18 protein-coding genes are annotated in these 21,671 nt (G+C 70.6%); 7 read left to right on the forward strand and 11 right to left on the reverse strand.

Going from position 1 to position 21,671, the window contains the following annotated elements:
* Positions 1 to 38: 38 nt before the first annotated feature.
* From ACYVMZ_RS12905 to ACYVMZ_RS12915, 3 genes are read right to left on the reverse strand one after another with little or no spacing between them, the layout of a single operon-like run.
* On the reverse strand, positions 39 to 845 hold the full coding sequence (locus tag ACYVMZ_RS12905; RefSeq protein ID WP_461078853.1) for an amino acid ABC transporter ATP-binding protein: 807 nt from the start codon (positions 843 to 845) through the stop codon (positions 39 to 41).
* Complete coding sequence (locus tag ACYVMZ_RS12910; RefSeq protein WP_461078855.1) at positions 842 to 1,780, reverse strand: amino acid ABC transporter permease; 939 nt, start codon at positions 1,778 to 1,780, stop codon at positions 842 to 844. The genes ACYVMZ_RS12905 and ACYVMZ_RS12910 overlap by 4 nt, the downstream gene beginning before the upstream one ends.
* A 32-nt stretch (positions 1,781 to 1,812) precedes the next feature.
* Positions 1,813 to 2,772, reverse strand: coding sequence for an ABC transporter substrate-binding protein (locus ACYVMZ_RS12915; protein WP_461078857.1), 960 nt, complete (start codon positions 2,770 to 2,772; stop codon positions 1,813 to 1,815).
* 674 nt (positions 2,773 to 3,446) lie between these two features.
* On the opposite strand from ACYVMZ_RS12915, the gene ACYVMZ_RS12920 reads away from it, so the two are divergent.
* The 4 genes from ACYVMZ_RS12920 to ACYVMZ_RS12935 all read left to right on the forward strand — a co-directional run bounded on the left by ACYVMZ_RS12920 (position 3,447) and on the right by ACYVMZ_RS12935 (position 7,018).
* Entirely contained in the window at positions 3,447 to 4,706 is a 1,260-nt protein-coding gene (locus tag ACYVMZ_RS12920; protein WP_461078859.1) for an NAD(P)-dependent malic enzyme, read from the forward strand.
* Positions 4,707 to 5,178: 472 nt separating this feature from the next.
* A complete protein-coding gene (locus ACYVMZ_RS12925) occupies positions 5,179 to 6,144 on the forward strand; it encodes a zinc-binding dehydrogenase (protein ID WP_461078861.1) in 966 nt (321 codons plus the stop codon).
* Positions 6,145 to 6,242: 98 nt separating this feature from the next.
* Positions 6,243 to 6,452 (forward strand): helix-turn-helix domain-containing protein, encoded by a 210-nt coding sequence (locus ACYVMZ_RS12930; protein ID WP_009313642.1) that lies wholly within the window; start codon positions 6,243 to 6,245, stop codon positions 6,450 to 6,452.
* Complete coding sequence (locus ACYVMZ_RS12935) at positions 6,452 to 7,018, forward strand: Clp protease N-terminal domain-containing protein (RefSeq protein WP_461078863.1); 567 nt, start codon at positions 6,452 to 6,454, stop codon at positions 7,016 to 7,018. Before ACYVMZ_RS12930 ends, ACYVMZ_RS12935 begins: the two co-directional genes overlap by 1 nt.
* Positions 7,019 to 7,099: 81 nt before the next feature.
* Here the strand turns inward: ACYVMZ_RS12935 and ACYVMZ_RS12940 are convergent, their stop codons facing one another.
* Both ACYVMZ_RS12940 and ACYVMZ_RS12945 read right to left on the reverse strand, forming a co-directional pair.
* Positions 7,100 to 8,191, reverse strand: a complete 1,092-nt coding sequence (locus tag ACYVMZ_RS12940; RefSeq protein WP_461078865.1) for a PadR family transcriptional regulator — start codon at positions 8,189 to 8,191, stop codon at positions 7,100 to 7,102.
* 1 nt (position 8,192) lies between these two features.
* A complete protein-coding gene (locus ACYVMZ_RS12945; protein WP_461078867.1) occupies positions 8,193 to 9,158 on the reverse strand; it encodes a DUF4097 family beta strand repeat-containing protein in 966 nt (321 codons plus the stop codon).
* Between the two features lie 131 nt (positions 9,159 to 9,289).
* Between ACYVMZ_RS12945 and ACYVMZ_RS12950 the strand changes: the two genes are divergently transcribed.
* Positions 9,290 to 10,117: a hypothetical protein gene (locus tag ACYVMZ_RS12950; protein WP_461078869.1), complete on the forward strand. Its 828-nt coding sequence runs from the start codon at positions 9,290 to 9,292 to the stop codon at positions 10,115 to 10,117.
* 132 nt (positions 10,118 to 10,249) lie between these two features.
* Here the strand turns inward: ACYVMZ_RS12950 and ACYVMZ_RS12955 are convergent, their stop codons facing one another.
* From ACYVMZ_RS12955 to ACYVMZ_RS12975, 5 genes are all read right to left on the reverse strand, one after another.
* On the reverse strand, positions 10,250 to 10,429 hold the full coding sequence (locus ACYVMZ_RS12955; RefSeq protein ID WP_365825817.1) for a DUF6104 family protein: 180 nt from the start codon (positions 10,427 to 10,429) through the stop codon (positions 10,250 to 10,252).
* Between the two features lie 83 nt (positions 10,430 to 10,512).
* Entirely contained in the window at positions 10,513 to 14,328 is a 3,816-nt protein-coding gene (locus ACYVMZ_RS12960) for a multifunctional oxoglutarate decarboxylase/oxoglutarate dehydrogenase thiamine pyrophosphate-binding subunit/dihydrolipoyllysine-residue succinyltransferase subunit (protein WP_461078871.1), read from the reverse strand.
* A 280-nt stretch (positions 14,329 to 14,608) separates the two neighbouring features.
* The gene (locus ACYVMZ_RS12965) at positions 14,609 to 15,721 is read right to left on the reverse strand and encodes a HAMP domain-containing sensor histidine kinase (protein ID WP_461078873.1); all 1,113 of its coding nucleotides are present in this window, start codon (positions 15,719 to 15,721) and stop codon (positions 14,609 to 14,611) included.
* The gene (locus ACYVMZ_RS12970; RefSeq protein ID WP_461078876.1) at positions 15,718 to 16,458 is read right to left on the reverse strand and encodes a response regulator transcription factor; all 741 of its coding nucleotides are present in this window, start codon (positions 16,456 to 16,458) and stop codon (positions 15,718 to 15,720) included. Before ACYVMZ_RS12970 ends, ACYVMZ_RS12965 begins: the two co-directional genes overlap by 4 nt.
* 124 nt (positions 16,459 to 16,582) lie before the next feature.
* Positions 16,583 to 17,260 (reverse strand): spermidine synthase family protein, encoded by a 678-nt coding sequence (locus tag ACYVMZ_RS12975; RefSeq protein WP_461078878.1) that lies wholly within the window; start codon positions 17,258 to 17,260, stop codon positions 16,583 to 16,585.
* Positions 17,261 to 17,528: 268 nt separating this feature from the next.
* On the opposite strand from ACYVMZ_RS12975, the gene ACYVMZ_RS12980 reads away from it, so the two are divergent.
* Entirely contained in the window at positions 17,529 to 18,485 is a 957-nt protein-coding gene (locus ACYVMZ_RS12980; protein ID WP_461078880.1) for a rhomboid-like protein, read from the forward strand.
* 12 nt (positions 18,486 to 18,497) lie between these two features.
* Here the strand turns inward: ACYVMZ_RS12980 and ACYVMZ_RS12985 are convergent, their stop codons facing one another.
* Positions 18,498 to 19,121: a GNAT family N-acetyltransferase gene (locus ACYVMZ_RS12985; RefSeq protein WP_461078882.1), complete on the reverse strand. Its 624-nt coding sequence runs from the start codon at positions 19,119 to 19,121 to the stop codon at positions 18,498 to 18,500.
* An 81-nt stretch (positions 19,122 to 19,202) separates the two neighbouring features.
* On the opposite strand from ACYVMZ_RS12985, the gene lon reads away from it, so the two are divergent.
* Positions 19,203 to 21,626: an endopeptidase La gene (gene lon / locus ACYVMZ_RS12990; RefSeq protein ID WP_461078884.1), complete on the forward strand. Its 2,424-nt coding sequence runs from the start codon at positions 19,203 to 19,205 to the stop codon at positions 21,624 to 21,626.
* The last annotated feature ends 45 nt before the right edge of the window (positions 21,627 to 21,671 follow it).

The following is a 21,671-nucleotide window of genomic DNA, read 5'->3' on the forward strand; positions in this document are numbered from 1 at the left end:
GCGTGCGTACCGTCACGGCACCTTGTCACAGCACTCTGTCACAGCACCTTGGACAGGAACGACTTCGTCCGCTCGTGCTGCGGGTTGGTCAGCACCTCGCGCGGGTGGCCGGATTCCACCACCACGCCGCCGTCCATGAAGACCAGGCTGTCGCCGACCTCCCGGGCGAAGCCCATCTCGTGGGTGACCACGATCATCGTCATGCCGGACTCGGCCAGGTCGCGCATGACGTCGAGGACGTCACCGACCAGCTCCGGGTCGAGCGCCGAGGTCGGCTCGTCGAACAGCATCAGCTTCGGGTCCATCGCCAGGGCCCGGGCGATCGCCACGCGCTGCTGCTGGCCGCCGGACAGCTGCGAGGGGTAGTTCCCGGCCTTGTCGGCCAGGCCCACGCGCTCCAGGAGCTGCAGGGCCCGCTCCCTGGCCTGGCCCCTGCTCACGCCCTTGACCTGCACCGGCGCCTCGATGACGTTCTCCAGGGCCGTCATGTGCGGGAACAGGTTGAAGCGCTGGAAGACCATGCCGATGTCCCGGCGCTTGAGCGCGACCTCGCTGTCCTTGAGCTCGTACAGCTTGTCGCCCTTCTGGCGGTAGCCCACCAGCTCGCCGTCGACGTACAGGCGGCCGGCGTTGATCTTCTCCAGGTGGTTGATGCACCGCAGGAAGGTCGACTTGCCGGAGCCGGAGGGGCCGATGAGGCAGAACACCTCGCCGGACTTCACCTCCAGGTCGATGCCCTTGAGGACCTCGACGGGACCGAAGGACTTGTGGACGCCCTCCGCCTTGACCATGGGGACGGTCGTGTCCCTCACGGGGCCGTCCGTCTTGGTGCTCTTGTCGGTCATGCCATGCCTCCCTTCGGGCGGCCGAGGGACAACATGTTGGCCTTCACCTTCTGCCACGGCGTGGGCGGCAGCTGGCGGCTGGAGCCGCGGGCGTAGTACCTCTCAAGGTAGTACTGGCCGACGCTGAACACCGAGGTCAGCAGCAGGTACCAGGCCGCGGCCAGGAACAGCATCTCGGCCGGGGCACCGGAGGTCTGGCCGATGTCCTGGGCGACGCGGAACAGCTCGGAGAACTGGACGACCGAGACCAGCGAGGTCGTCTTCAGCATGTTGATGACCTCGTTGCCCGTCGGCGGCACGATCACGCGCATCGCCTGCGGGATGACGATCCGGCGCAGCGTCTTGGCGTGGCTCATGCCCAGCGCGTGCGCCGCCTCCGTCTGGCCCTCGTCCACCGAGAGCAGACCGGCGCGGCAGATCTCCGCCATGTACGCGGCCTCGTTGAGGCCGAGGCCCAGCAGCGCCGTCAGGAACGGGGTCATGAAGTCCGACCACTCGTCCCGGTAGACGGGGCCGAGGTTGATGTACTCGAAGACCAGGCCCAGGTTGAACCAGACCACCAGCTGCACCAGGACCGGCGTGCCGCGGAAGAACCAGATGTAGAACCACGAGATCGCCGAGGTCACCGGGTTCTTCGACAGGCGCATCACCGCCAGCATGATGCCGCCGACGATGCCGATCACCATGGACAGGACGGTGATCAGCAGCGTCTTGCCGACGCCGCTGAGGACACGGTCGTCGAAGAAGTAGTCCGGGATCGCGTCCCAGTTGATCTTGCCCTGGGAGAACGCGTAGATGATGCCGCCCAGCAGGGCGAGCGCGACGACGGCGGAGACGTACCGCCCGTAGTGCCGGACCGGGATGGCCTTGATGGCCTCCGGCCCGGCCGGGGGCGTGTCGGCCGGGCCCGTCGTCTTGTCGATGTCAACAGTCACGGGTGTTGCCTTTCAGTGCCGCTGCGTCGCGGTCACTTGCCGCCGTTGATGGTGGCTTCCTTCACGGCGCCGTCCGTGACGCCCCACTTCTCAAGGATCTTGTCGTACTCGCCGTTGTCGATGATCGCGTCCAGCGCGGCCTTCAGAGCGTCCCGCAGCTGCGTCTGGTCCTTGGCGACCGCGATGCCGTACGGGGCCGCCTCGACCTGCTCGCCGACGAGCTGGAAGTCCTTGCCGCCGCCGGAGGTCTTCACCGCGTACGCGGCGACCGGGAAGTCGGAGGAGCCGGCGTCGGCGCCGCCCGCGCGCAGGCGGGTCTGGGCCTGCTGGTCGTTGTCGAAGGCCTCGATGGCGATCTTCTTGCCGGCCGGGCACTTCTTCGACTCGGCCTTGGCGAGGTCCTCGGAGACCGTGCCGCGCTGCAGCACGATCTTCTTGCCGCACAGGTCGGACCAGGTCTTGATGCCCTGGTCGTCGCCCTTCTTGGTGTAGATCGAGACACCGGCCGTGAAGTAGTCCACGAAGTCGACGCCCTCACCGACCTTCTTGCCGGTGTCGGAGTCGATGCCCTCCTGGCGGTCCTTGGTGTCGGTCATCGCGGACATGGCGATGTCGTACCGCTTGGAACGCAGGCCCGTGATCAGGGTGTCGAAGGTGCCGTTCTCGAACTGGAACTGCACGCCGAGCTGCTTGCCCATGGCGGCCGCGATGTCCGGGTCGATGCCGACCACCTTGCCGGAGCTGTCCTTGAACTCGACCGGGGCGTACGCGATGTCGGAACCGACCTTGATGACGCCCTTGTCACGGATCGACTGCGGCAGCTTGTCGGCGAGCGGGGCCGCGGTGGTCTTCGCGGTCTCGCTGCCCGAGCCGGTGTCCTTGGTCTGGTCACCGCATCCGGTGAGCATCAGCGCGCCTGCGACCGCGATCGCACCGACCGCTGCTAGCCGGGAGTGCGCGGCGGTCGTACGACGGGTGGAGCTTGCGGTCATGGTGGGTTCCTCCGGCGGATGGGTGGAGTTGCCGATGGGGCTGGCGGCTGCCGAGGGGTTCGGCGGCTGCCGGTGGGTGTGGCGGCGGCCGAAAGGATTCGGCCGCTGCCGGGGGCCGGCACCTGCCGATGGGCTCGACAGATGCCGTGGGTCGACGAGAACACACGTCTTCGAGTGTCGCGACCTCGTGTGATTACGGCATCTTGCCATTCGGACGGCGCCATTCAGGGGGCCAGCCATGTCAAAATCGGATAACGGGCGACCCCCGAACCACACCACTCCGGTACATCACGGCCGCACCTTCTGCGGGAATCCCCCCTTCCGGCCGGAAGATCTTCGGTGTATCTCGCGATTCGGATACTCCGGTGCGGCCTTCGTCGGCGCTTGGGGGGTTGTCCCGGTTTTGGCTGGTGCTTGTCCTGAAATCGGGGGATGAGTCGGGCCGCGGGTATGTGACCTTCGCGTTATGGACTCGTCCTCGGCGCGGTCCGTCCGGTAAGAAGGTTCTTTACACCCCTCATCCGGGGCTCAGGGCGCGTGTGCGGCGCGCCCGTCGCGTATGTGCCCGTACGTATCCCGTACACAGCACCACTCAGGGCCGTACGCGGTGCCCGCCCACCCCTCAACCAGGAGTGGCCACCCTCAACCAATGAAGACTTAAGGGGTAAAACGAAGTGGCAGCGGAGATTGTCAATCCTCGCGGCAGCGGAACGACGGACCGTGCGGGTCGGTCGGACCAGGCGGACCATACGGGTCAGGAGGGCGGTGCGGAGCCCCTCGACTCGTTCGATCCCGCTTTCGCGCTGCATCGCGGCGGCAAGATGGCCGTGCAGGCCACGGTGCCGGTCCGTGACAAGGACGACCTGTCCCTGGCGTACACGCCCGGCGTCGCGAAGGTGTGCAGCGCGATCGCCGAGCAGCCGGACCTCGTGCACGACTACACGTGGAAGTCGTCGGTGGTCGCCGTCGTGACGGACGGTACGGCCGTGCTCGGGCTCGGGGACATCGGGCCCGCGGCCTCCCTTCCGGTGATGGAGGGGAAGGCGATTCTGTTCAAGCAGTTCGGGGGCGTGGACGCGGTGCCGATCGCGCTCGACTGCACGGACGTGGACGACATCGTCGAAACGGTGGTGCGGCTCGCGCCGTCCTTCGGCGGGGTGAACCTGGAGGACATCTCCGCGCCCCGGTGCTTCGAGATCGAGCGGAAGCTGCAGGAGCGGTTGGACATCCCGGTCTTCCACGACGACCAGCACGGTACGGCGGTCGTGACGCTGGCGGCCCTGCGGAACGCTGCGCGGCTGAGCGGGCGGGGGCTGGGGGATCTTCGGGCGGTGATCTCCGGGGCGGGTGCCGCGGGTGTCGCCATCGCGAAGATGCTGGTCGAGGCCGGGATCGGGGATGTCGCGGTGGCTGACCGCAAGGGTGTCGTGTCGGCGGACCGGGACGACCTGACGCCGGTCAAGCGGGAGCTGGCCGGGTTCACGAACAAGGCGGGGATCTCCGGGTCGCTGGAGGCGGCGCTGGCCGGGGCCGACGTGTTCATCGGGGTTTCCGGCGGTACGGTCCCGGAGGCCGCGGTGGCGTCCATGGCGGACGGGGCGTTCGTGTTCGCCATGGCCAACCCGAACCCTGAGGTGCACCCCGATGTGGCGCACAAGTACGCGGCCGTCGTGGCGACCGGGCGGTCGGACTTCCCGAACCAGATCAACAACGTGCTGGCGTTCCCGGGGATCTTCGCGGGGGCGCTGCAGGTGCGGGCGTCTCGGATCACCGAGGGGATGAAGCTCGCGGCGGCGGAGGCGCTGGCGTCCGTGGTCGGGGACGATCTTGCGGCGGACTACGTCATTCCGTCGCCCTTCGACGAGCGGGTCGCCCCGGCGGTGACGGCGGCGGTGGCCGCGGCCGCGCGGGCGGAGGGTGTGGCTCGTCGGTGAGGTGAGCCGAGGTGACGTGAGGTGAATGGCCCCGTCCGTTTGGGCGGGGCCATTTTTTGCGTGGGTGGTCGGCTGTTCGGGTGATGGGTGGGGGCGGGTGCCTCCGGCGGTGGGGTGCCTGCGGGTGCCTCCGGCGGTGGGTGGGGTGCCTGCGGCGGCCTGTGCGGGTGGAGTGGTGGCTGGTGTAGCGCCTGCTCGTGCGTTGTGGGGCGGGGCCGCGCCGGGGGGTGTCCGTCCTCGGTCTGGCGAGCTGGTCCGTTGCCGGGGGTGTCGGGCGTTTCCGCCAGCCGCTGCGGGCGGACACCCCCCGCCCCGTCCCCTTCCCGCCGTGGGCGACTGCGGGTGCGCCCATCTGCTGCGCGCGGCCGCGTAGCCGCGTAGCCGGGTGGGCGCAGCCCGTACTTGACAAGAGGGCGTGTCTCACAGGGGCGTACGGTTTCGTCGGGCGGTGGTGGACCCTATTGTCAAGGTCATGTTCGCTGTATACGCCGCCCGAATCGACCGCGACCAGCCCCTCTCCGGTCTGGAGTTGGGTGAGCGCCCGGCTCCCGAGGCCCGGCCCGGCTGGAGCACCGTCAAGGTCAAGGCCGCCTCCCTCAACCACCACGACCTGTGGTCCCTGCGCGGCGTCGGCCTCGCAGAGGACAAGCTGCCGATGATCCTCGGCTGTGACGCCGCCGGCGTCGACGAGGACGGCAACGAGGTCGTCCTGCACTCCGTGATCGGACAGAGCGGGCACGGGGTCGGGCCGAACGAGCCCCGTTCCATCCTCACCGAGCGGTACCAGGGCACCTTCGCCGAACAGGTCGCCGTACCGACGTGGAACGTCCTGCCGAAGCCCAAGGAGCTGTCCTTCGAGGAGGCCGCCTGCCTGCCGACCGCCTGGCTGACGGCGTATCGGATGCTGTTCACGAACGCCGGGGTGCGGCCCGGGGACTCCGTGCTCGTGCAGGGGGCAGGGGGTGGCGTCGCCACGGCCGCGATCGTGTTGGGCAAGGCCGCGGGGCTGCGGGTCTTCGCCACCAGCCGGGACGAGGCCAAGCGGAAGCGGGCCGTGGAGCTGGGTGCCGTGGAGGCGCTGGAGTCGGGGGCGCGGCTGCCGCAGCGCGTCGATGCCGTCATCGAGACCGTCGGGGCTGCCACGTGGTCGCATTCCGTGAAGTCGCTGCGGCCCGGCGGCACGCTGGTCATCTCGGGTGCCACCAGCGGTGACCGGCCCTCGCACGCCGAGCTGACCCGGATCTTCTTCCTGGAGCTCAAGGTCGTCGGGTCGACGATGGGGACCAAGGACGAGCTGGAGGATCTGCTGGCGTTCTGCGCCGCCACCGGGGTGCGGCCCGTCATCGACGAGGTGCTGCCGATGGACCGGGCCCGTGAGGGCTTCGAACGGCTCGCGTCGGGCGATCAGTTCGGGAAGATCGTGCTCACCAATCCCTGAGGCCTTCGTGTCGGGTCACGGCCGGTCCGGATTACGGGCCGGCCGTTGGTGTGTCAACTGTGGTTGACATGAGGGGGGTGTCAACGTAGGTTGACTTCATGACCGAAGCAACGGATCTCGCCGAGCGTGCGGGTGATCGCGATCCCCGGGTCGGGCTGCGGGCCGTCGCCGCGCTGCGGCGGCTGCTGGAGCAGCTGGAGGCCGTACAGGTGCGCAGTGCGCGCAATCAAGGCTGGTCGTGGCAGGAGATCGCCACCGAACTCGGTGTGAGCAGGCAGGCCGTGCACAAGAAGTACGGGAGGCATTGATGTTCGAGCGGTTCACCAAGGACGCCCGAGACGTGGTCAAGGGGGCGTCCGAGCATGCCGAAGGGGCAGGGGCGCAGAGTGTCGAGGCCGAGCATCTGCTGCTGGCGGTGCTGGACCGGCAGGGCAGCCGGGGTTCCTTCGCGTTGGCGGCCCTCGGGCTCGGTGAGCGTACGGAGTCGGTGCGGAGGGCCCTGGAGGAGGCGCGGCGGCGTGCCGGGCTGTCCCGGGCGGAGGCCGATGCGCTGGCCGGGCTGGGGATCGACGTGTCGGAGATCGTCGCCCGGGTGGAGGAGGTGCACGGGGTGGGCGCCATGTCCGGTGACCGGAAGGACAAGGGCTGGTGGTCGGGGCGCCGGACGACCTTCAGCCGGGCCGCCAAGGAGGTCCTCGAGAAGTCCCTGCGTGTCGCCCTCGCCCGGCGGGATCGGCACATCGGTGACGAGCACATCCTGATGGCCCTGACCGTCCGGCCGGGCGTGCCCGCGGAGGTTCTCGCCGATCACGGGGTGACGCACGAGTCCCTGACGCGCGTGCTGTACGGGGACGGCGAGGCCAAGGCGGGCTGAGCGGGGGAGGGCGCGGCACGAAGGGCCGCTTCCCCTGGAGGAGCCGCTGGACCGGAGCCCCGGCAGAGGAAGCGGGTGCGCTCAGGCCTTCGGTGCGCGCAGCAGTGCCCCTATGTGGGCCGCCGCCGCTGACAGGTGGCGGCGGGCGTCGCGGAGTTGTTCGGCCGTGACGCCGTGGTCCCGGGCGGCGTCGCGGATGTCGTCGCGGAAGCGGTCGAGCAGGCGGTCCAGGTCGCGGGCCGGATCGCCGGTCGAGTCCGTGGCGGCCTCGTGGGCCCAGGCCGGTGCGTAGTCGGCCGGGAAGTCCTCCGGGGTGCCGGTGTAGTCGGGCTCCCGTGCCGGCCGGTCGGTGCCGTTGCGGCCGTAGCCGAAGTCCCTCCCGAAGTCCTTCCCGAATTCCTTGCCGAAGTCCTTTCCGGCATCCCTTCCGAACTCGCTGACCTCCTTGACCAGTTCGCTCAGGCCCTCGCGCAGACCCGTCGGCCAGTCGCCCCGTGCGAAGTGGGTCTGCACCTGCTCCTGGACCCGTCGGGCGATGCGCTGGACCTCCTCCTGCGCCTGGACCCGGGCCCGCTCCTGTGCCTCCTTCGCCTGGCGCCGGGCGCGCTGGGCCTCCTCGCGGGCGCGCCGGCTCTCGTCCTTGGCGCGCCGGGCCTGTTCCTTCCACTCCTGCTTGACGCGCCGCATCTCCTCCTTGGCGGCGCGCCAGGCCTCCTGGTCGCCGTAGTCCCCGAAGTCTCCGAAGAGGCCCGCCTCTTCACCGCGCGCCCTGGTCTTCGTGCCCCGGCGGGCCTCGCTGGCCGCCGCCCGCATCTCCCGGCGCAGGTCGCCCGCCGCACCGCTCACATCGGCCCGGATCTCGGCGGCGAGCTCGGCGACCGACTCCCGGATCTCCAGCTCGAGGTCGGCCAGCTCACCGCTGCGGTCGGCCAGTTCGGCGCGGCCCGCGTCCGTGATCGAGTAGACCTTGCGGCCGCCCTCGGTGGTGTGCGTGACCAGGCCCTCGGCCTCCAGCTTGGCCAGGCGCGGATAGACCGTGCCCGCCGACGGGGCGTACAGGCCCTGGAAGCGCTCCTCGAGCAGGCGGATCACCTCGTAGCCGTGGCGCGGGGCCTCGTCCAGCAGCTTCAGGAGGTACAGGCGCAGGCGGCCGTGTGCGAAGACGGGGGGCATGTCAGAGCACCTTCTTGTCGGTCGTGCCATCGGCCGGGGCGCTGGTGGCTCCCTCGCCCGGGCCGGAAACGGAATTGTCTCCCGAACCGCCCTGCGGGCCGTCCGCCGGGTCACCCGGTGAGCTTCCGGCGGTGGGCTCCGCGTCCCAGGGCTCGTCCTCCCTGGGCGGCCGGCGCAGCAGGGCGATGGAGCCGGAGACCGTGGTGGCCCGCAGCTTGCCGTTGCCCGCGCCGAGCCGGCCGGTGATCCGCTTGGCGCCCCACTGACCGTCGACCCGCAGGTCCTCGAAGGCGTTGGAGACCGACCCGCTCGCGGTGTTCGCCTCCACCTCCGCGTCCGCCGGATGCGGCAGCCGGACGGCGATCTCGCCCGAGACGCTGGTCAGGCTGACCTCGGTGGGGTGGCCGGCCGGGTCGAGGTCCACGATCATCGAGCCGCTCACGGAGTCGGCCCGCACCGAGGAGCCGGCACCGTCCACCACGGTCAGGTCCCCGGAGACGGAGTTGAAGCGCAGATCGCCGCTGAGGGCCTGTGCCTCCACGCTGCCCGACACGGTGTCCGCGCGCACGGGCCCGCCGAGCCCCACCAGGGTCGTGTCCCCGGAGACGCCCTTGACTTCGGCGCGACCGTCGATTCTGGAAACCATGGCCGCGGCACTGACCACGCCCACCTCCACATGCGTGCGTACCGGAACGGCCAGGGAGACCACGGCCCTGCGCCGCCAGCCCTTGCGGTCGAGCCACTTCAGGAAGCCCTTCCAGGGCAGGTCCTCGTACGCCACCGTCAGGGTGCCGTCCTGCTGGGTGACCACCAGGGGTGGCCCCTCGAGCTCGGAGACCTCCAGGCGCGCGGAACCCTCGTCCGTCCCCACGACGTTCACAGTTCCGTTGACGATGCGCACGTGGAGCTCGCTCACCGGCTCGTCGAAAGTGAGCTTCTTCGGCTCGGCGACGGACCACTCGGACATGGACAGACCTCCTCGACACGCCATATCGCGTCTTGCGAGATCACGATATATCGCACCGAGGGAAAGTCAAGACACTCGTTCTAGTGATCACGCATCACTCGAAAACGGACAAATTGCCCTAGCGTGTGAACATGTCGACGGATGAGTTCTCGGCCGGTCGCCGGACCGCCGGTCCCGCCCCCGGTGCCCTGCTGCTGTGCCGCGCGGATCCCGCGTCCGTCGCCTCCGTCGCCCCTCTGCTGCGCGAACGCATGCTCCTCACCGGGGCCGGTGAGGAGTGGAGCGTCCTCGTCCCCGAGGGCGGGCCCTGGCTGCACGGCGGCGAACCGGTCGACCGCGTGGTCACCGGCTGGGCCACGGCACTGGCCGTCGCCGCCCCCTGGCCCGTCCTGGCCCTGTGGTGGGACGCCGACCGCGCCGGCTACACCCTCGCCGCCGGCTTCCGCCGCCCGGTCGGCTACGTCTGGCTCAGAAACGGCACCCCGGCCGGGGAGGAAGAGGCCATGCGCACCTTCGCCGCGCGCCTCGGCCTCGATCCGGTCCTGGACATGCAGGCCCTCGACCATCTGACGAGCCCGGACCCGGCGGCCGACGCCCGCGCCCGGATGCGCGGCCTGCTGGCGGTCCTCACGCGGGTGGGCGTCCTGCTGCCCGACGGACTCGCCCCCGGCGAACCCGCCGACCGCCTCCGCGAGGCGGCCCGGCACCATCCCGGCGCACGCCCGGTCGAGCCGCCCGGTGGTCGTGACACGGCCGACGGCAGCCACCTCGGCCCCTTGCTGCCCTGGGCGGCCGGTCCCGCGGCCCGTGCCCTCGCCCTGGCCCAGGTGGCCACCGGTCTTCCCCTCCTCGCCTGGGGCGTACGCCGCCGCAGCGGCGGCTGGATCGCGGCGGGGACGTTGCTCCTGGCCCACGGCACGCTGGGACTGGCCTGCGACCTCCGGCGGCCCCGCGACTGAGCGCGACTGAGTCGGCAGGCAGACATGACAGTCGGCAGGCAGACATGACAGTCGATTGGCAGACATGACAGTCGATTTGGCAGACATGACAAAGGGGCGCCCGAAGGCGCCCCGCCGTTCGTCCCTGCCCGCTTAAGCGTCGTCCTCGTCGTCCAGCCGCGCCAGCCAGGTGGCCAGCCGCTCCACCGGCACCTCGAAGTCGGGGTTCAGATCGACGAACGTCCGCAGCTGCTCGGCGAGCCACTCGAAGGTGATCTCCTCCTCGCCGCGCCGCTTCTCCAGTTCCTCGATGCCACGGTCCGTGAAGTACATGCGGTCAAGGATAAGTGCGCCGATGCGGCCGGGCCGCACCCCCAAGCGGGGATGCGGCCCGGTGACGCGCGACCGTGCGAGGACTACGCCTCGAACACCTCCCGCACCAGCTGCTCCTGCTCGGCCTGGTGCCGCTTCGCGGAACCCACTGCCGGGGACGAGCTGTGCGGGCGCGAGATGCGGCGCAGGCGCTCGCCGGGCGGGATGTCCGCGCCGACCGCGAGGTCGAGGTGGTCGATCAGGTTGAGCGCGATGAACGGCCAGGCACCCTGGTTCGCCGGCTCCTCCTGGGCCCACAGGTACTTCTCGGCGTTCGCGTACTTCTTGATCTCCGCCTGGAGCTCGGCACCCGGCAGCGGGTAGAGCCGCTCGAGGCGGATGATCGCCGTGTCCGTGACGCCGCGCTTCTTCCGCTCGGCGTCGAGGTCGTAGTAGACCTTGCCGGAGCAGAAGACGACCTTGCGGACTGCGGCCGGGTCGACCGAGCTGTCGCCGATGACCGGGCGGAACTGGCCCGTGGTGAACTCCTCCGCCTTCGAGGCCGCGGCCTTCAGGCGCAGCATCGACTTCGGGGTGAAGACGACCAGCGGCTTGTGGTGCGGGTTGTGCACCTGCCACCGCAGGAGGTGGAAGTAGTTCGACGGAAGCGTCGGCATGGCCACCGTCATGTTGTTCTGGGCGCAGAGCTGCAGGAAGCGCTCCGGGCGGGCGGACGAGTGGTCCGGGCCCTGGCCCTCGTAGCCGTGGGGGAGGAGCAGGGTGACGCCGGAGGTCTGGCCCCACTTCTGCTCCGCCGACGAGATGAACTCGTCCACGACCGTCTGGGCGCCGTTGACGAAGTCGCCGAACTGGGCCTCCCACAGCACGAGCGCGTCGGGGCGGGCCAGCGAGTAGCCGTACTCGAAGCCCATCGCCGCGTACTCGGACAGCAGGGAGTTGTAGACGTTCAGCCGCGCCTGGTCCTCGGAGAGGTACTGCAGCGGCGTGTACTCCTCGCCCGTGTTGCGGTCGATGATGACCGCGTGGCGCTGCCCGAAGGTGCCGCGCTGGGAGTCCTGGCCCGCCAGGCGGACCGGGACGCCCTCCAGGAGCAGCGAGCCGAAGGCGAGGGTCTCGCCCATGCCCCAGTCGATCGTGCCGTCCTCGACCATCGCCGCCCGGCGCTGCAGCTGCGGCAGCAGACGCGGGTGGACGGTGATGTGGTCGGGGATGTTGACCTGGGACTCGGCGATCCGCTTGACGACCTCCGTGGTCACCGCGGTGTTCACGGCGACCGGGAACTCGGCCTGCGGATCGGAGGTCTCCACGATCGTGGGCTGCGAGGTGGCCTCGCGGACCTCGGTGAAGACCTTCTCCAGCTGGCCCTGGTAGTCCTGCAGCGCCTGCTCGGCCTCTTCCAGGGTGATGTCGCCGCGACCGATCAGGGACTCGGTGTACAGCTTGCGCACCGAGCGCTTCTTGTCGATCAGGTCGTACATCAGCGGCTGGGTGAAGGCCGGGTTGTCCGACTCGTTGTGACCGCGGCGGCGGTAGCAGATGAGGTCGATCACCACGTCCTTGTTGAAGGCCTGGCGGAACTCGAAGGCCAGGCGCGCCACGCGGACGCAGGCCTCCGGGTCGTCGCCGTTGACGTGGAAGATCGGGGCCTCGATCATGCGGGCCACGTCCGTCGCGTACATGGAGGAACGCGAGGACTCCGGGGCGGCGGTGAAGCCGACCTGGTTGTTGATGACGATGTGGACCGTGCCGCCGGTGCGGTAGCCGCGCAGCTGCGACATGTTCAGGGTCTCGGCCACCACGCCCTGGCCGGCGAAGGCCGCGTCGCCGTGGATCGCGATCGGCAGGACCGTGAAGTCCGTGCCGCCCTTGTTGATGATGTCCTGCTTGGCGCGGGCGACGCCCTCCAGGACCGGGTCGACGGCCTCCAGGTGGGAGGGGTTCGCGACCAGGCTGACCTTGATCTGCTCGCCGTCCAGGCCGGTAAAGGTGCCCTCGGCGCCCAGGTGGTACTTCACGTCGCCGGAGCCGTGCATCGACTTCGGGTCGAGGTTGCCCTCGAACTCGCGGAAGATCTGCGCGTACGACTTGCCGACGATGTTGGCCAGGACGTTCAGGCGGCCGCGGTGGGCCATGCCGACGACGACCTCGTCCAGGCGGGACTCGGCGGCCGAGTCCAGCACGGCGTCGAGCAGCGGGATGACGGACTCGCCGCCCTCCAGGGAGAAGCGCTTCTGGCCGACGTACTTCGTCTGCAGGAAGGTCTCGAAGGCCTCCGCGGCGTTCAGGCGGCGCAGGATGCGCAGCTGCTCCTCGCGCTCCGGCTTGGAGTGCGGGCGCTCGACGCGGTCCTGGATCCACTTGCGCTGCTTGGGGTCCTGGATGTGCATGAACTCGATGCCGGTGGTGCGGCAGTACGAGTCGCGCAGCACGCCGAGGATGTCGCGCAGCTTCATCATCGACTTGCCGGCGAAGCCGCCGACGGCGAACTCGCGCTCCAGGTCCCACAGGGTGAGGCCGTGCTCGACGATGTCGAGGTCCGGGTGCTTGCGCTGGCGGTACTCCAGCGGGTCGGTGTCGGCCATGACGTGGCCGCGGACCCGGTAGGAGTGGATCAGCTCGAAGACGCGGGCGGCCTTGGTGACGTCGTCGTCGTGGGAGGCGTCGATGTCCTTGAGCCAGCGGACCGGCTCGTAGGGGATGCGCAGCGCCTCGAAGATGTCGTCGTAGAAGCCGTTCTCGCCGAGCAGCAGGTTGGCGACCTGGCGGAGGAACTCGCCGGAGGCGGCGCCCTGGATCACCCGGTGGTCGTAGGTCGACGTGAGCGTCATGACCTTGGAGATGCCGAGCTTGTTCAGGGTGTCCTGGCTGGTGCCCTGGAACTCCGCCGGGTAGTCCATGGAGCCGACGCCCATGATCACCGACTGGCCGGGCATCAGGCGCGGCACGGAGTGGACCGTGCCGAGGCCGCCGGGGTTGGTCAGGGAGACCGTGACGCCGGTGAAGTCGTCCATCGTCAGCTTGCCGTCGCGGGCGCGGCGGACGATGTCCTCGTAAGCCTGCCAGAACTCGAAGAAGTTCAGCGTCTCGGCCTTCTTGATCGCCGCAACGACCAGCTGGCGGTCGCCGTTCGGCTTCACCAGGTCGATCGCCAGGCCGAGGTTCACGTGGTCCGGCTTGACGAGGGTGGGCTTGCCGTCCACCTTCGCGTAGTGCCAGTTCATCGACGGCATCGCCTTGATGGCCTGGACCATCGCGTAGCCGATGATGTGCGTGAAGGAGATCTTCCCGCCGCGGGCCCGCTTGAGGTGGTTGTTGATGACGATGCGGTTGTCGAACAGCAGCTTCACCGGGACCGCGCGCACGGACGTGGCCGTGGGCAGCTCCAGGGAGGCGTCCATGTTCTTCGCGACCGCGGCGGCGGGGCCGCGCAACGTCACCTGCTCGGGGCCCGTGGGGGCCTCGGCGGGCTCGGCCTTCGGCTTCGCGGCGGCGGGCTTCGCGGCCGGAGCCGGCGCGGCGGCCTTGGCGGGGGCCGGGGCCTGCGCGGCGGGCTTCGCCGGAGCGGGAGCCTGCGCGGCGGCCGCGGGCTTCGCGGCGGCGGGGGCGGGGGCCGGAGCCGCCTGCTGAGCCGGGGCGGCCGGAGCCGCCTGCTGAGCCGTGGTGGTCCCCGCGGCCCCCGCGGCCGCGGTACCCGCCGGAGCCGAGGCGGCAGCCGCGCCCGGCTTGTAGTCGGCGAAGAAGTCCCACCAGGCGCGGTCTACCGAATTGGGGTCCTGGAGGTACTGCTGATAGATCTCGTCGACGAGCCACTCGTTGGGACCGAACGCGGCCGCGGGGTTCTTACCCGCTTGGTCGGTGTCGGTCGAGATGCTCGAGTTACTGGGGGACTGTGGCGACACGGCGGCAACCGCCCTCTTCCGCTTCACAAGGTGATGGACAGCGGAAATAAAGGCTACGCCTCCCAGACCCGGAAGGTCAGGCCGGGCCCGTTCATCGTCGCGTAAGTCACATCTCAGAGCGTGTTTCGGGCCTGGAATTGGCGGGAAACAAGCGTGGTTCCGCTTCAGAAGGGAAGGGCCGACCGGGACCCGGCGCCTGGAACACGCGGGCCTTGCCTGATCACACGTGTCCGTCAGCGCGGACACGTACGGATCTTGGGGCTCCGCTTCGAACTTTACGTCAACTTGGCACAGAAGGCAGTCCCGGAAGGGTGACAAGAATCCGGCAACCCCGCTCGGATTCGGCCACTCCGATCCGGCCGCCGTGCAGATCCACCGCCCAGCGGGCGATGGCCAGACCGAGGCCGGTGCCGCCGTCGCTGCCCGGCCCCTGCTGCCGGGTGGCGGTGCCGCGGTTGAACCGCTCGAAGACCTTGTGCCACTCGGACTTGGGGATGCCGGGGCCCTCGTCCAGGACCTCCAGCTCCAGCGACTCCGGCTGCGCCCCGCGCCGCGCCTTGACCGTCACCCGGCCGTGCGGCGGGCTGTGCTTGACCGCGTTGTCGATGAGGTTGGCGACGACCTGGTGGATGCGCTCCGGGTCGGCGTGCGCGGTGAGTTCCGGCGGGGAGACGTCGAGATGCAGATGCACGTCCGTACGGGTGTGGCTGCCCGAGCCCGTGGCGATGCCGGCCCGCACGGAGGCGACCATGTTGGCCTCCTTCAGCACGCCGGACAGGTACGGCCACACCTCGAACCGCCGCTTCTTCAGCGGCACGACGCCGTTGTCGAGGCGGGACAGGTCCAGCAGCGTCTCCACGAGCCGGCCCAGCCGCTCGGTCTGCTTCAGGGCCGTTCGCATCGTCTCGGGATCGGCCTCCGTGACGCCGTCGACGATGTTCTCCAGCACCGCGCGCAGGCCCGCGATGGGGGTGCGCAGCTCGTGCGAGACGTTGGCGACCAGCTCCTTGCGCTGGCGGTCCTGGGCCTCCAGCTCGTCGGCCATGACGTTGATCGTCTCGGCCAGGTCCCCCAGCTCGTCACGGCGGTTCTCGCGCACCCGGCGGGTGTAGTCGCCCTGCGAGATCGAGCGGGCCACGGCGTTCATCTCGTCCAGCGGCGCGGTGAGCGAGTGGGCCGTGAACTGGGTGATGAGCAGCGTGGCGATCATCGAGAAGACCGTGATGAAGCGCAGCTCGGTCTCCGTGCGCACCGCGATCATCATCAACCCGGTGGTGATCAGCACCGAGGTGACGACCAGCGCGCCCAGTTTGGTCTTGATCGAGAACGGGCGTACGCCGCCCCAGGGTTCCGGCTCCCCGGGGCCTCTCCGTGCGGCCGGCCCGGAACTCATGGCGTCGGCGTCTCCAGCGCGTAGCCGACCCCGTGCACGGTGCGGATCCGCTCGGCGCCGATCTTCCGGCGCAGCGCCTTGATGTGGCTGTCGACGGTCCGGGTGCCGGAGGCGTCCGCCCAGTCCCACACCTCGGCCAGCAGCTGCTCGCGCGAGAGCACCGCGCGTGGGGTGTTCGCCAGGCACACCAGCAGGTCGAACTCCGTCGGCGTCAGGTGGACGTCCTCGCTGCGCACCCGCACCCGGCGCTGCGCGTGGTCGATCTCCAGTTCGCCCAGGCGCAGGATGCCGCTGCGCGGCGTCGCGGCGGCGAGGGCCGCCCGCTCCACCCGGCGCAGCAGCACGTGCACGCGTGCGGCCAGCTCCCGCATGGAGAACGGTTTGGTCATGTAGTCGTCGGCGCCGACGCCGAGTCCGACGAGCATGTCGGTCTCGTCGTCCCGCGCGGTGAGCATCAGCACCGGCACCGGCCGCTGGGCCTGCACGCGCCGGCAGACCTCCAGGCCGTCGAAGCCGGGCAGCATGATGTCGAGAATCAGCAGGTCGGGCTGCCAGGCCTCCGCCGTGTCGACGGCGGCCGGACCGTCGCCCGCCGTTTGCACCAGGAATCCCTCGGCGCGCAGCCGGGTCGCGATGGCGTCCACGATCGTCGCGTCGTCCTCGACCACCAGGACCCGGCGCTGTGCGCCCGGGGTAGCCGCCGCCGTACCGTTGTGGGAGGTGTGTGTCTGCTCCATCGCCCGCCCCTGAGGTGCTATTTCCGGAACCAGTGGGGTGATTCCTCGGTCTGCGCATGGTTGCGATTGACGCTTGAATGATCCGCGTCAGGGCAGCAGCGTACGGGGAGTCAGCTCACCTTTGCTATCCAGGGCTGATGCCGAGATGCACGACGTCCGGAACGCCCCGGGCAACGGGGATCTCTTCGGTACGCACCTGTTGGAACCCGGCATTCCACAAGGTTTCTTCGAATTCCGGAGACGGCTGGGCCGACCACACCGCCAGCACCCCCCGCGGCCTCAACACCCTTGCGCAGCCTGCGAGTCCAGCCGTGGAGTAGAGGCTTGCGTTGTCCTCGGTGACGGTCCAGCCGGGCCCGTTGTCGATGTCGAGACACAGGGCGTCGTACGTGGCGGATGTCTCATTGACGTACGCCACGAGATCCGCTTCCAGGATTTCCGTGCGCGGATCGGCGAGGGCGCGGGCGGAGAGCGCCGACAGCGGTCCGTCCAGATGCCAGTCGATGACGGCCCGCTCGCGTTCGACGACCGTGATCCGCCCCCAGCGGGGATTCGCGGCGGCGTGTGCGAGCGAGAAGCCGACGCCGAGTCCGCCGATGAGCAGGTCCGGCCTGTCGCGCTGGTCCAGGGCGTCGAGCGCCGCGTCGACGAGCTGGCGCTCCGAACGGCCGTCGGAGGTGTCCATCAGGAAGCAGCCGTTGACGATGATCTGCACCAGGCCGCCATGCCGCCGCAGCACGACCTCGCCGTGCGGGCCCTCGCGACGGTCCAGGACTTCGGGGATGTCGTACGAGGTGGGCATGAAATCATCCTGGCAGATCCTCCAAAAAACCCTCACGGGATTTTCGGCGGTTGGTCACTTCGCTGCGAGTGCCGCCGGAGCCGGATGCGCAACGTCCGCGCCGACGAGGTGAGTTCAGGGAGTTCGTGGTCCGTCTGTGACCGCCCGGCGGGATGGAGCGGTTGCCGAGCTTGAGAGGTTGCTGAGAATCGCCGTGCGCGTGGCGCCGGTCACAGACAGCGCCGTGCGGGGCGCGAAGGGTGGGGCGGGACGGAAGGAGCGCCCCACCGTGGAACGGACCGTGCCGGCCGAGGAGCCGGCCACGCCCGCGCCTTCGGGTGCGGCTCTTCCCGACGCTGCCGGGCTGCTGGACGGGGTGCCGCGCCAGAGGGCGCCGCTGACGGCGGCGGGCCGGCCGGACGCGGGGCGGACCTCGGGGCCGACGCCGGCGGCCGGCCCGCTGGGTGCTGGGCCGGAGCCTGTGGCCGTGGGGCCGTCGGGTGCCGGGCCGGTGCTTCCGGGCGCGGGGCCGGAGCCCGTGGACGCGCCGACCACGGTCTCCCGGCCCCCCGTCACCCGCCGCCTCCCTCGCCCGCCGCGCCTCCGGCGGCTCCTGCCCACCCCCACGGGCACGCCGTTCACCTTCGCCTACGCCGCCGTCCTCGCGGTCACCTCGCTGGTCGCCGCGCAGGCCGACCCGGCGCTCGTGCACGCCCTGCACCAGGGCTCCAGCACCGACGTGGCGCACCTGGTGCGGACGCCCCTGCTGGTGCTGCCGGCCAGCGCGCTGTGGATCGCGGGCGGGATCGTCTCGCCGTACGCGGTCGGGTTCCTGCTCGTCCTGACCGCGCTGGAGCGGCGGATCGGCGGTCTGCGCACGGCCGGGGTCTTTCTGCTCGGGCATGTCCTGGCCACCCTCGCGACCGAGGTCCCGGTGGGACTGGCGGTCCTGGCCGGTCAGCTCCCCGAAAGCTCCCTGCACCGCATGGACTACGGCATCAGCTTCGGCGTCGCCGCCGGCACCGGTGCGCTGGCCGGGCTGCTCACGCCATGGCTGCGCTGGCCGCTGCTCGTCCTGTTCGGCGGCATGCTGGTCGAGGACCTGCTCGCCTTCACGGACCCGATGACGGACTGGGGCCATCTGATCGCGCTGGCGATCGGCGTGGCCACCTGGCCGGTGATCCGGCGTTGGCACCGTACGGAGCGGCGCCGCCGGCCGGCGTCTCCCGGCCCGTACGGCCCTTGAGCACAAGGGCGTTCAGCCGGTGTCGGCCTCGGCCCCGGCGGGCCCCACGAACGTCGCGCTGGCGAGCGGCGCCACCACCGCCCACCCCAGCGTCTCGTACAGGGCCCGCCCCGCCGGGGTCCCCACGAGCAGCCCGGTCTCCGCGCCCTGTGCGGCGGCCGCCCGCTGCAGCGTGCGCATGACGACGCTGCCGAGCCCGCGGCGGCGGTGTGCCGAGGAGGTCTCGATCAGGTCGGCGACCGCTGTCGCTCCGGTCGGGGCGATGCGGCCGCTCGCGGCCCAGGAACCGTCGGCTGCGGTGACCATCGCGTGGACCACGCCGCCGCGGGACCAGGTGCGCAGCCAGTAGCCGTCGGGAAGGGAGGGCTCCTCGCCGGCCGCCGTCAGCGGGACGGCCATCAGGTAGCCCGGCTCCGGATCGACCCACCACTGCTCGCCGAGCCACGCGCCGACCACCGAGAGATCGCGGAAAGCCTTCAGCCACACTCCGGTACCGGTCACCGCCTCCGCGACCTTCCGCACGGCCCCCTCGTCGACCTCCTCGCCGACCGCGCCGAAAACGTGCCGGGTGGTGACGGTATGTGAGGGATCGCCCGCCTCGCCCGCCTCGCCCGCCTCGCCCGCCCGATCGCTCACAGCGAACGAACCCCGGGGAACAATCAAAGGCTCACGAGCATTGAGTCGGCATAACTCAACTTGACTGCCGAAGGGGAGATCATGGCTACTGAGTCCTCGGCGTACACGCCGCTCACCCTGCCCGTGCTGCCGCTCGACGACGAGGTCGTGCTGCCCGGGATGGTGGTCCCGCTGGACCTGAGCGACTCCGAGGTGCGCGCCGCGGTGGAGGCCGCGCAGGCCGCCGCCAAGCAGGAACCCGGAAAGCCCAGGGTGCTCCTGGTGCCACGCATCGACGGGACGTACGCGAACACCGGTGTCCTCGGCACGGTCGAGCAGGTCGGCAGGCTGGCCGACGGCGACCCGGGCGCCCTGATCCGCGGCCGGGGGCGGGTGAGGATCGGCGCCGGGACCACCGGGCCGGGTGCGGCGCTGTGGGTCGAGGGCACGACGGTCGACGAGCGCGTGCCGGACCCGCTGCCGGGGCACGTGACCGAGCTGGTCAAGGAGTACAAGGCCCTGGCCACCGCCTGGCTGCGCAAGCGCGGCGCCTGGCAGGTCGTCGACCGCGTCCAGGCCATCGACGACGTCTCCGCGCTCGCCGACAACTCCGGCTACTCGCCGTTCCTGACCACCGATCAGAAGGTCCAGCTGCTGGAGACCGCCGACCCGGTCGCCCGCCTCAAGCTCGCCACCCAGCAACTGCGCGACCACCTCGCCGAGCAGGACGTCGCCGAGTCCATCGCCAAGGACGTCCAGGAGGGCGTCGACAAGCAGCAGCGCGAGTTCCTGCTGCGGCGTCAGCTGGAGGCCGTGCGCAAGGAGCTGCGCGAACTCAACGGCGAGAAGGAGGGCGAGGAGTCCGACGACTACCGCGCCCGCGTGGAGGCCGCCGACCTGCCCGAGAAGGTCCGCGAGGCCGCACTCAAGGAGGTCGACAAGCTGGAGCGGGCCTCCGACCAGTCGCCCGAGGGCTCGTGGATCCGCACGTGGCTCGACACGGTTCTGGAGATGCCGTGGAACGAGCGGACCGAGGACCAGTACGACATCCAGAGCGCCAAGGCCGTCCTCGACGCCGAGCACTCCGGTCTGGAGGACGTCAAGGAGCGCATCACCGAGTACCTGGCGGTGCGCAAGCGGCGTGCCGAGCGGGGGCTCGGCGTGGTCGGCGGGCGGCGCGGCGGTGCCGTGCTCGCGCTCGTCGGTCCGCCCGGTGTCGGCAAGACCTCGCTCGGCGAGTCCGTCGCCCACGCGATGGGGCGCAAGTTCGTGCGGGTCGCGCTCGGCGGCGTCCGGGACGAGGCCGAGATCCGCGGCCACCGGCGGACGTACGTCGGCGCGCTGCCCGGCCGGATCGTCCGCGCCATCAAGGAGGCCGGGTCGATGAACCCGGTCGTGCTGCTCGACGAGATCGACAAGGTGGGCTCGGACTTCCGGGGCGACCCGGCCGCGGCCCTGCTCGAAGTCCTGGACCCGGCGCAGAACCACACCTTCCGGGACCACTACCTGGAGGTCGAGCTGGACCTGTCGGACGTGGTCTTCCTGGCCACCGCCAACGTCCTGGAGGCCATCCCGGAGGCGCTGGCCGACCGTATGGAGATCGTCCGCCTGGACGGCTACACCGAGGACGAGAAGATCGTCATCGCCCGCGACCACCTGCTCCCGCGCCAGCTGGAGCGGGCCGGGCTCGACAAGGACGAGGTGACCATCGACGAGGGCGCGCTGCGCAGGCTCGCCGGTGAGTACACCCGCGAGGCGGGCGTGCGCAACCTGGAGCGGTCCATCGCACGGCTGCTGCGCAAGGTCGCGGCCCAGCACGAACTGGGCGAGCGGGAACTGCCGTGCACCGTCCGGGACGAGGACCTGCGCGATCTGATCGGCCGGCCGCACCACGTGCCCGAGTCCGCCCAGGACCCGGCCGAGCGGCGGACGTCCGTGCCGGGCGTGGCGACCGGCCTCGCGGTCACGGGAGCGGGCGGTGACGTGCTGTACGTCGAGGCGTCCCTGGCCGACTCCGAGACGGGCGCGGCGGGCCTGACCCTGACGGGCCAGCTGGGCGACGTCATGAAGGAGTCCGCGCAGATCGCGCTCAGCTTCCTGCGCTCGCACGGCGCCGAGCTCGAACTGCCCGTGGGCGACCTGAAGGACCGGGGCGTGCACATCCACTTCCCGGCGGGCGCGGTCCCCAAGGACGGCCCGAGCGCGGGCATCACGATGACCACGGCCCTCGCCTCGCTGCTCTCCGGCCGTCTGGTCCGTACGGACGTGGCGATGACCGGCGAGGTCTCGCTGACCGGCCGGGTCCTCCCGATCGGCGGCGTGAAGCAGAAGCTGCTCGCCGCTCACCGGGCGGGCGTCACCACCGTGATCATCCCCAAGCGCAACGAACCCGACCTGGACGACGTCCCGGCCGAGGTGCTGGACAAGCTCGACGTCCACACCGTCACCGACGTCCGCCAGGTCCTGGAGCTGGCGCTCGCGCCGGCCACGAACGGCGCGACGCCTCAGGTTCCGGTGGCGGCGTGACGGACGCCACCGGATGAAGGGAAGGCCCGGGTCCCGTGAGGGAGG

The sequence above is a fragment of the Streptomyces deserti genome (genome assembly GCF_054782695.1).